This window comes from Pseudomonas sp. Z18(2022) (genome assembly GCF_036346535.1).
In the GTDB taxonomy this organism is placed as follows: Bacteria; Pseudomonadota; Gammaproteobacteria; order Pseudomonadales; family Pseudomonadaceae; genus Aquipseudomonas; species Aquipseudomonas yamanorum_A.
In genome coordinates, this window is sequence record NZ_JAOTOA010000045.1 from 1 (window position 1) to 11306 (window position 11306).

The window sequence follows — 11306 nt, forward strand, 5'->3', positions numbered from 1 at the left end:
TTGGGCGAGGGCGCACTGCTGATCGACCAGGGCCCGGTGACCGGCGACAGCGTGTTGCTGCCGATCCATCAGGCATTTTTCGACACGGCAATTCCTGAGCGGCACCACTGGAACCAGTCGGTACTGCTCAAGACCACGCAGCTGCTGAACCCTGAACATCTGGAACGCGCCCTGCACGCCCTGCTGGTGCAGCACGATGCCTTGCGCGTGAGCTTCGTCCAGCAGGCCGATGGCTGGCGAGCGACTTACCAGCCGGTCAGCGAGCAACCTTTGCTGTGGCAACGCAGCATCAGTGACGCCTCGGCGCTGGAGCAATTGGGCGATGAAGCCCAGCGCAGCCTGGACCTGAGCAATGGCCCACTGCTGCGCGCGGTGTTGGCGACCCTGGCCGACGGCAGTCAACGGCTGCTGCTGGTGATCCATCACCTGGCGGTGGATGGCGTGTCGTGGCGCATCCTCTTCGAAGACCTGCAAACCGCCTACGAGCAACTGCAGCAGGGCCGCGTTGTGGCACTGCCGGCCAAGACTTCGTCGGTCAAGGCCTGGGCGCAGCGTCTGCAAGGTTATGCCCGAACCGAACGCCTGCAACAGGAGTTGCATGACTGGCAAACGCTGCTGGCCGACGTCGACAGCGCCTTGCCGTGCCTCGATCCCGAAGCCGGCTTGCGCAATGATCAAGGTGCCACGGTGCACAGCGCCTTGACCCCGGCGCACACCCGCCAACTGCTGCAAAACGCCCCCAAGGCCTATCGCACCCAGGTCAACGACCTGCTACTGACCGCGCTCGCGCGGGTAGTTTGCCGCTGGGCCGGCCACGCCGATGCCTTGATCCAGTTGGAAGGGCATGGCCGTGAAGACCTGTTTGACGACGTCGACCTGACCCGCAGCATCGGTTGGTTCACCAGTGTGTTCCCGGTCAAGCTGACGCCGGCTGCGGACCCGGCTCAATCCCTCAAAGGTATCAAGGAGCAACTGCGCGCCATCCCCGATAAAGGCCTGGGTTTTGGCGTGCTGCGTTACTTGGGCGACGCGCAGGCGCAAGCGGCACTTAAGGCATTGCCGACCCCGCGGATTACCTTCAACTACCTGGGGCAACTGGACGGTCATTTTGCGGACGACAACGGTGCGCTGTTTGTACCGTCGGGCGAAGCCCGTGGTGCCGAGCACAGCCCGCAGGCGCCGCTGGATAACTGGCTGGCACTCAACGGCCAGGTGTTCGATGGCGAACTGCGGTTGAGCTGGACGTTCAGCCCGGCCATGTTTGCCACCGCGACCATCCAGAACCTGGCGGATGACTATGCCCGTGAACTGGCAAGCCTGGTGGAGCATTGCTGCACGTCGGGTGCCGCGGCCGTGACCCCGTCGGATTTCCCGCTGGCCAACTTGAGCCAGGCGCAACTGGATGCGCTGCCCATTCCCGCGCAGGCGATTGCCGACATCTATCCGCTGGCGCCGATGCAGCAAGGCATGCTGTTTCATACGCTGTACGAGCAGGCGTCGGGCAACTACGTCAACCAGATGCGCCTGGATGTCGAGGGGTTGGACCCGCAACGCTTCCGCCAGGCCTGGCAAGCGGTGTTGGATCACCACGATATCCTGCGCACCTGCTTTGTCTGGCAGGGCGAGTTGGCGCAGCCGGTGCAGGTCGTACTGGAGCACGTCGAGCTGCCTTTTGTCAGTCATGACCTGCGTGGCCACGCGGATGTGGCGACGGCCCTGGATGCCTTGGCGGCCGAGCAACAGCAGCAGGGTTTCGATCTGGCGCAGGCGCCGCTGTTGCGCCTGGTGCTGATCCGTACCGGTGCCAGCCAGTACCATTTCATCTACACCCATCACCATATCCTGATGGACGGCTGGAGCAACTCGCAGCTGCTGGGCGAGGTATTGCAACGTTACAGCGGGCAGTTCGACGCCAGCCGTGGTGGACGTTATCGCGACTACATCGCCTGGCTGGACCGCCAGGACCGCCAGGCCAACCAGCGGTTCTGGACCTTGCAACTGGCTGACCTGCAGGAACCGACACGCCTTGCGCAGGCACAGGCCCAAGGCGAGGTACCTGGCAGCACGGGCTATTCGGATCACTATCAGTTCTTTGACGCTGAGCGCACCACGCAATTGAGCGAGTTCGCCCGCCGCCAGAAAGTCACCCTCAACACCTTGGTGCAAGCGGCCTGGGCCTTGTTGTTGCAGCGCCAGAGCGGCCAGTCGAGTGTGTGCTTCGGCGCTACCGTCGCCGGGCGTCCTGCGCAATTGGCCGGTGTCGAGCAGCAGGTCGGGTTGTTTATCAACACCTTGCCGGTGGTGGTCAGCCCGCGACCGGAGCAGACGATCGCACAGTTGTTGCAAGCCTTGCAGGCGCAGAACCTGGCCTTGCGTGAACATGAGTACACGCCACTGTTCGAGATCCAGCGCTGGGCGGGGCAGGGCGGTGAAGCACTGTTCGACAGCCTGCTGGTGTTTGAAAACTACCCCGTGTCCAAGGCCCTGGAGCAAAGCTCGCCGGACGGCTTGCGCTTCGGACGAATCGACAGCCATGAGCAGACCAACTACCCGCTGACCCTGATGGTCAACCTCGGCGAGGCATTGTCGCTGCAGTACAGTTTTGACCAGCGTTTCTTCGCCCCGGGGCAGATCCAGGCGCTGGCCGCCCAACTGCATAACCTGCTGCAGGCTATGACGCTGAATGCCGATCGCCCGCTGGGGACGTTTGACAGCCTGGACGACGGCGAGCGCAGCCGTGTGCTTGAGCAATGGAACGCCACCGACGCCGATCTTTCGGCGCTACGGGTGCACAGCATGATTGAGCAACGGGCTCTGCATCAGCCGGACGCCGTGGCTGCGGTGTTCAACGAGCAGACCTATACCTATCGTCAACTCAACGAACAGGCGAACCAACTGGCGCACAAGCTATTGGAGCTGGGCGTAGGCCCGGACCAACTGGTGGGGATATGCGTGGAGCGCAGCCTTGAAATGCTCGTGGGCCTGCTCGCCGTGCTCAAGGCGGGTGCTGCTTATGTGCCGCTGGATCCGGATTTCCCGGTGGATCGCCTGGAGTACATGATTGCCGACAGCGGCATCGGCCTGTTGCTGACCCAGGCCCACTTGAAGGATTTGCTGGTGCTTCCTTCGGCGCTGACGACTGTGGATCTGGATCCTCGGCATTCAGGGCTGGCGTCCTACCCGCGGAGCAATCCGGACGTGTCGGTAATGGCGGCCAGTCTCGCCTACGTGATCTACACCTCTGGTTCTACGGGCAAGCCCAAAGGGGTGATGGTAGGGCATGCGGCACTGAGCAACTTCCTCGCCAGTATGGCGAAAGCCCCAGGCCTGTCAGACAGTGATCGGGTGCTGTCGCTGACGACGTTCTCGTTTGATATTTTCGGGCTGGAAATTTACCTGCCACTGGTGCTCGGGGCACGTGTGGTCCTGGCGGGCAAGAGTGCCGCTCAAGACCCGGCCCAAGTCTTGGAGCTGATACGCCGCGAGCACATTTCAGTGGTGCAGGCCACGCCGTCTACATGGCGGATGTTGCTCGATAATCCCCAGGCCCAAGCGCTGCAAGGCTGCAAGATGCTCTGTGGTGGCGAGGCGCTTGCCCAGGATCTGGCGGACCGCATGCTGGCGCTGTCGGACCAGGTGTGGAATCTCTATGGCCCCACTGAAACCACCATCTGGTCGGCGCAACACCCACTCAGTCGGGCGTTGCCGCAGGCCTGGCTCGGCCGGCCCATCGACAACACTCATCTGTACATCCTGGGCAGCGATTTGCAGCCTGTGCCAGTGGGTGTGGTGGGTGAACTGCTGATTGGCGGAGAAGGCCTGGCCCGTGGTTACCATCAACGTGCCGGGCTGACCGCCGAACGTTTTATTGCCCATCCGTTTTCCAGCACCGGGCAACGGCTGTATCGCACCGGCGACCTGGCGCGTTATCGCGCCGACGGTGTGATTGAGTATGTCGGCCGCCTGGATCACCAGGTGAAAATACGTGGCTTCCGCATCGAACTGGGAGAAATCCAGGCACGCCTGCAGGAACACCCGGCCGTGCGCGAAGCCGCCGTTATCGCCCGAGAGGGCGGTGTCGGCCTGCAACTGGTGGGTTATGTGGTACCAGGCGAACAGCTCGGCCACGACCGGCAAGTGCTGCTGCGCGATGAACTCAAGGCCAGCTTGATGGAAACCCTGCCGGCCTACATGGTCCCGGCGTTTCTGGTGATGCTCGACAGCCTGCCACTGACCCCCAACGGCAAACTCGACCGCAAGGCGCTGCCGGCGCCCGATGCCAGTCAGCTGCAACAGGCCTACGTTGCACCGCACAGCGATCTGCAACGGCAGATCGCCGGCATCTGGCAGCAGGTGCTGCAACTGGAGCAGGTAGGGCTCACCGATAACTTCTTCGAATTGGGCGGGCATTCGCTGCTGGCGGTGAATGTCGTGTCGCGTATTCAACTTGAACTGGGCTTGAAATTGACCCCGCAACTGCTGTTCCAGCACCCCCTCCTGGAAGACTTTGCCCACCATCTTGAACACGCCGGCGGGCAACAAATCAATGAATCGAAACTGAGCAAGCTGGAATTTCTGCTTGACGAAATGGAGGAAGTTTAATGGACATCCACGCCGCCCAGAGAATCGCTCGGCGTTTCATTACCTTGCCCCTCGACAAGCGTCGCCTGTACCTGGAGAAAATGCTTCAGGAAGGTGTTTCCCCGGCGAACTTGCCCATTCCCGAAGTACAGTCGGCCGTTGAAGCGATTCCGCTGTCCTTTGCCCAGGAACGCCAGTGGTTCCTGTGGCAGTTGGACCCGCAGAGCACGGCGTACAACCTGCCCATGGTCCTGCGCTTGCGCGGGAGCCTGGACCTGGTGGCGTTGCAGCAGTGTTTCAATCAACTGATCGCCCGTCACGAAAGCCTGCGCACCCGCTTTGTGCAGCGTGACGACGGGGTAAGCCAGAAAATCCTCGCCGAAGCGACCCTGGACATTCCCTTGACGGTGCTGGCGCCACAGGCCGATATCGAGGCGGCAATCACTGGGTTTGTCGAAGCGCAGACCGGGCAGTTGTTCGACCTGAATGAGGGGCCGCTGCTGCGGGTCAGCCTGCTGCAGATCGATGGGCAGGATCACATCCTGACGTTTGTGCAGCACCATATCGTGTCCGACGGCGGTTCGATCCAGCTGATGGTCAATGAGCTGGTGCAGCTGTATGACGCCTGCCAGCGCGGCGAAACCCTGGTGCTGCCGGCGTTGCCGATCCAGTATGCCGACTATGCCATCTGGCAGCGTCACTGGATGGAAGCCGGCGAGCGCGAACGGCAACTGGCCTATTGGTGCGAGCAGTTGGGTGACGAACAGCCGGTGTTGGCGCTGCCGACCGACCGTGCGCGGCCGGCCGAGCAGAGCTATCGCGGCGCGCGCTTTGAAATTGCACTGCCGCATGCCCTGAGCCAGCGCCTCAAGCAATTGGCCCAGCAGGAAAAGGCCACGCTGTTCATGGTGCTGCTGGCGTCCTTCCAGGCGTTCTTGTATCGCTACAGCGGGCAGCGTGATATCCGTGTCGGGGTTCCGACCGCTAACCGCAACCGGGTGGAAACCGAACACCTGGTGGGCTTTTTCGTTAACACGCAGGTACTCCGCGCCGAGGTAGTGGGCGAGCAGTCGTTCAGTGTTCTGCTGGACCAGGTCCGCCAGGCCGCCCTGGGGGCGCAGGACCATCAGGACCTGCCATTCGAGCAGTTGGTCGAGGCGCTGCACCCGCAACGCAGCCTCAGCCATGCACCGCTGTTCCAGGTGATGTTCAATCATCAGCGCATGGCGGCCGCCGGCACTGGCGCGCTCGCACTGCAGCTGCCGGGCCTGTCCATCGAAGGCGTGGCCTGGGAGAACCGCACCGCGCAGTTCGACTTGACCCTGGAAACCTACGAGTCCGACGACGGCATAGCAGCGGCCCTGACCTATGCCACTGACCTGTTCGATGCGCTGACGATAGAGCGCCTGGCGCGGCATTGGCAGACCCTGCTGCAAGGAATCGTCGAGCAACCCCAGGCCCGTGTCGGCGAGTTGCCGTTGCTTGATGTCGCCGAGCGCGAGCAGATGGTGCAGGACTGGAACGCCACCTCACAGCCTTTTGGCGGCCTGACGCATCAGGTGATCGCCGCCCAGGCGGAGCGTACGCCCTACGCGGTAGCGCTGGTAGGCGAGCAGCAACAGCTGACGTATCGCCAACTCAACCAGCGCGCCAACCACTTGGCGCATCGCTTGATCAACATGGGTGTCGGGCCTGACGCGCTGGTGGGCATCGCCGTTGAGCGCAGCGTGGAAATGGTGGTCGGCCTACTGGCCATTCTCAAGGCCGGTGGCGCTTATGTACCGCTGGATACCCAATACCCGGCCGACCGCCTGGCTTACATGCTGCAGGACAGTGGCGCGCAGTGGTTGCTGACCCAGGCGGCAGTGCGTGACTCGTTGCCCATCCCGCCGGGCGTCCAGGTGCTGGTCCTGTCCGACACTGACGAAACGCTGCAAGCCAATCCGCAGGTTGCCGTGCAACCCGACAACCTTGCCTATGTCATCTACACCTCCGGTTCCACCGGCCGGCCCAAGGGTGTCTCGGTTCGTCACCGGGGGCTGGCCAATCACATGGCCTGGATGTGCAAGACATTGCCACTGCAAAGCAGCGATCGGATTCTGCAAAAGACCGCGTTCAGCTTCGATGCTTCGGTATGGGAGTTCTGGCTACCGTTGATGTCGGGCGCACAGTTGGTGATGGCCCCGCCAGGGTTGGCCGAGAGCCTGTCACTGTTGTGGGAGCAGGTCGAGGCACAGCGGATCACGGTCCTGCAGTTGGCGCCTTCATTGCTGCAAGCCTTGCTGCCTGAAGCGAGCGATGCCCAGCTGGCGTCGCTGAAGGTCGTGTTGTGCGGTGGCGAAGGCTTGAGTGCCGAGCTGAGCCGACAGTTGCAGCAGCGCTGGAGCGGGCGCTTGATCAACCTGTACGGCCCGACCGAAGCGACCATTGATACCAGCAGCCATGAGGTGCCTGTCGATCCTGCCGGCCCGATCGTGGCGATCGGCAAGCCGATCGACAACGTCCGCACTTATGTCCTGAGCGAAGCGTTTGAGCCCTGCCCGCCGGGTGCGGCCGGTGAGTTGTATATCGGAGGGGATTCCCTGGCCCGTGGTTATCACCTGCGCCCGGGAATGACCGCCGAGCGATTTATCCCCGACCCGTTTGCCTCCCGTAGCGGCGCACGACTTTATCGTACCGGCGACCTGGTGCGTTATCGCCAGGACGGTGTGATCGATTACATCGGACGCATTGACCACCAAGTGAAGATTCGTGGCTTGCGCATCGAACTGGGTGAAATCGAAGCCCGCTTGCTTGCCCTCGACGGTGTGCGTGAAGCCATGGTACTGGCGCAGGGTAACGCCGGTGCCCAGGTGTTGGTGGCCTACATCATTGCGGCCGCAGGCGACCTGCAACCCGCGCCATTGCGCGAGCAGATCCGTGCCGGGCTCAAGGCCAGCTTGCCGGATTACATGGTCCCGGCCCATTTGCTGTTTCTTGAACAATGGCCACTCACCGTCAATGGCAAGCTGGACCGCAAGGCCTTGCCACTGCCGGATGTCAGCCGGGCCGAACACGCCCATGTGGCGCCGCAGAGCGAGCTTGAGCAACGTATCGCGGTGATCTGGCAGGACGTGCTGAAACGTCCGGCCATCGGCGTCACCGACAACTTCTTCGAACTGGGCGGTGACTCGATCATCTCGATCCAGGTGGTCAGCCGTGCGCGTCAGGCCGGGATTCGTTTCACCCCTAAAGAGCTGTTCCAGCACCAGACTGTCCAGGGCCTGGCCCAGGTTGCGCAATTGGCCGCAGGGCTGGTGATCGACCAGTCGGCCGTCGTCGGTGAGGCACCACTGGCACCGGTACAGGTCGCCTTTTTTGAACAGCCGGTGCCTGAGCGCGCGCGCTGGAACCAGTCCGTCATGCTCACGCCGACGGTCACGTTGGACGTGGCGCTGCTGGAGCAGGCGCTCAAGCATCTGGTGACTCATCACGATGCGCTGCGGATGGCGTTCACGGCTCAAGCGCAAGGTTGGTCGGCGCGCTATCAGGCGCCGGGGGAGTGCTCTGAGGCGCTGGTCCGGGAGGCTCGGGACATTGAGCTTGAGGCGCTGGAGCAATGGGGCGACCAGGCCCAGGGCAGCCTGAACCTGGAGCGCGGCCCGCTGTTGCGGGCGGTGCTGGCGAACTTGAACGATGGCAGCCAGCGTTTGCTGGTGGTGATCCACCACCTGGTGGTGGACGGGATTTCCTGGCGCATTTTGTTCGAGGACCTGCAAAAGGCCTACCAGCAGCTCGCCAGCGGCCAGCGTTGCGTGTTGCCGGCCAAGACCAGTTCCTTCAAGGCCTGGGTAGAACGCCTGGGGCAGGCGGCGACTGCGGATACGTTGCGTGCCCAGCTCGATTACTGGGAAGGCCTGTTGAGCGGTTCGTCGACGGATCTGCCGGTGGACCATCCACACGGTTCACTCTCCAATCGCCACGCGGTGACGGTGCACACCCAGCTCGATGCCCTGGCCACACGGCAACTGTTGCAAGACGCCCCGGCGGCCTATCGTACTCAGGTCAATGACCTGTTGCTCAGCGCACTGGCACGGGTTATTGGTCGCTGGACCGGGCAGGACAGTGCGCTGATCCAACTCGAAGGCCACGGTCGTGAAGACCTGTTCGACGACGTTGACCTGACGCGTACCGTGGGCTGGTTCACCAGCCTGTTTGCGGTCAGCTTGCCGGTAGAAAGCGATGTCGCGCACTCGATCAAGGCGGTGAAAGAACAACTGCGGGCGATTCCTGACAAGGGGATTGGCTACGGTGTATTGCGCTACCTGGGCGATGAAGCGTCCCGCAGCCGCTTGCAGGCACTGCCAGCGCCGAGGATTACGTTCAACTACCTGGGGCAGTTCGATGGCAGTTTCGATGACGAGCAGGCTTTGTTCGCGCCCTCGGGTGAGGCGCGCGGGCTGGAGCAGAGCCCGGAGGCGGCGCTCGGTAACTGGCTGACCCTCAATGGCCAGGTCTACGGCGGCGAACTGAGCCTGGGCTGGACCTTCAGCGGGCAGATGTTTGACGCCTCGACGGTACAGCGCCTGGCCGATGAATACCGTCTTGAGCTGCTGAGTGTGATCGCTCATTGCACGGCACCGGGCAACAGCGGTTTGACGCCTTCGGATGTTCCGCTGGCCGGGCTCGGCCAGCGTCAACTGGATGCCTTGCCGCTGGCCCTGTCGGGTGTCGAAGATATCTACCCGCTATCGGCCATGCAGCAAGGCATGCTGTTTCACACCCTGTATGAGCAAGGTGGCGGCGACTACATCAATCAGATGCGCCTGGACGTTACCGGGCTGGATCCCGAGCGCTTCCGCCAGGCCTGGCAGGCGTGCGTGAACAGCCATGAAATCCTGCGTACCGGCTTCCTGTGGCAGGGCGACCTTGAGCGACCGCTGCAAGTGGTGCACAAGCACCTGGAGTTGCCATTCACTGCGCTCGACTGGCGGGAACACCCGGCACTTGATGGCGCACTCGATAGCCTGGCCGACGCTGATCGCCAGCGTGGTTTCGACCTTGTGCAGGCGCCTCTGCTGCGCTTGACCGTTGTGCGCACGGCGCCGGATCAGTGCCATTTGATCTACACCTCCCACCACATTCTGATGGATGGCTGGAGCAATTCCCGGCTGCTCGGTGAGGTGCTGCAACGCTACAGCGGGCAAGAGCCCGAGCGCCAGCCGGCGCGCTATCGCGACTACATTGGCTGGCTGCAATCCCAGGACCCGACGCTGCGAGCAGCGTTTTGGGCGCAACAGTTGGCACCGCTGCAAGCGCCCACACGGCTGGCCCAGGCGGTGGCCGCGCCGCTGTCCGCAGATGCTGGCTACGCCAGTCACTTCGAGGTGCTGGATTCGCGCCAGACGCGCCTGCTGAACGAGTTTGCCCGCCAGCAGAAAGTTACCGTCAACACGGTGATGCAAGCGGCCTGGCTATTGCTGTTGCAGCGTTATACCGGACAGGCAAGTGTTTGTTTTGGTGCCACCGTGGCCGGGCGTCCGGCCGACCTCAAAGGCGTCGAGCAGCAGATCGGCCTGTTCATCAACACCCTGCCGGTGATCGCCAGCCCGCTTGCCGGGGCGACGGTCAGCCAGTGGTTACAGACCGTTCAGGGGCAAAACCTGGCGCTGCGCGAGCATGAGCACACGCCGCTGTTCGAGATACAACGCTGGGCTGAATGGGGCACGGAGTCGTTGTTCGACACGCTGTTGGTGTTCGAAAACTACCCGATCTCCGAGGCGCTGGCGCAAAGCGCGGACGACGGGCTGTCATTTGGTGCCGTTGTGGCCCATGAGCAGAGCAATTATCCGCTGACACTTTCCGTCAATGCCGGGCAAACGCTGGGCTTGCACTACCACTATGACCGCAGCCAGTTTGCGGCCGGGACGATGGCGGGGATTGCCCGTCATCTTAACCAGTTGCTTGTGCGGTTCATGGCCGGCAGTGAACAGGTACTGGCGCAACTGGCCACGCTTGATGGCGATGAGCGTCGGTTGGTTGAACAAACCTGGAACGCCAATGCCCTGGACTTCCCGCGTGAGCGGTGCGTCCATCAGCAGATTCAGGATCAGGTGCAGCGTACTCCCGATGCCCTGGCGGTTATCTGGGGTGATGAACACCTGACCTACCGCCAGTTGAACGGCCGGGCGAATGCCCTGGCGCGCAAGCTGGTGGCGTTGGGTGTTGGGCCTGAAGTGCGGGTTGGCGTGGCCATGCCGCGCAGTGCGCAGATGGTTGTGGCGTTGCTCGCGGTGCTCAAGGCGGGTGGTGCGTATGTGCCGCTGGACCCGGATTACCCGGCCGAGCGGGTGGCGTACATGCTCAAGGACAGCCAGGCGCGGGTGTTGTTGACCCAGGCTGCGGTGGCGCTTGCGGTGGATGCCTCGATTGACGTGCTGTTTGTGGATGCTCAGGAAGTTGATGATCAGGATCTGGACGTTGCGGTCCACGCCGCCAACCTGGCCTACGTGATCTACACCTCCGGCTCCACCGGCCTGCCCAAGGGCGTGGCCATTACTCACCGCAACGTGGCGGCTCTGACGCAGTGGTCGCAGCAGGTCTACAGCCCTGAAGACATTCAAGGTGTGTTGGCCTCAACGTCGATCTGCTTCGATTTGTCGGTGTGGGAGCTGTTTGTGACCCTGGCCGGCGGCGGCTTTATCGTCGGTGCCCGCAATGCCCTGGAGCTGCCGGAGCTGGCGGCG

2 protein-coding genes are annotated in these 11306 nt (G+C 62.8%); both read left to right on the plus strand.

Features of this window, described 5'->3' with window-relative positions:
• On the plus strand, nt 1-4602 hold a 4602-nt coding region (locus V3W39_RS33135), incomplete at its 5' end, for an amino acid adenylation domain-containing protein (RefSeq protein ID WP_330214151.1).
• Nucleotides 4602-11306, plus strand: a 6705-nt coding sequence (locus V3W39_RS33140; protein ID WP_330214152.1) for an amino acid adenylation domain-containing protein, incomplete at its 3' end; no start/stop codon positions are given. The genes V3W39_RS33135 and V3W39_RS33140, both read left to right, overlap by 1 nt.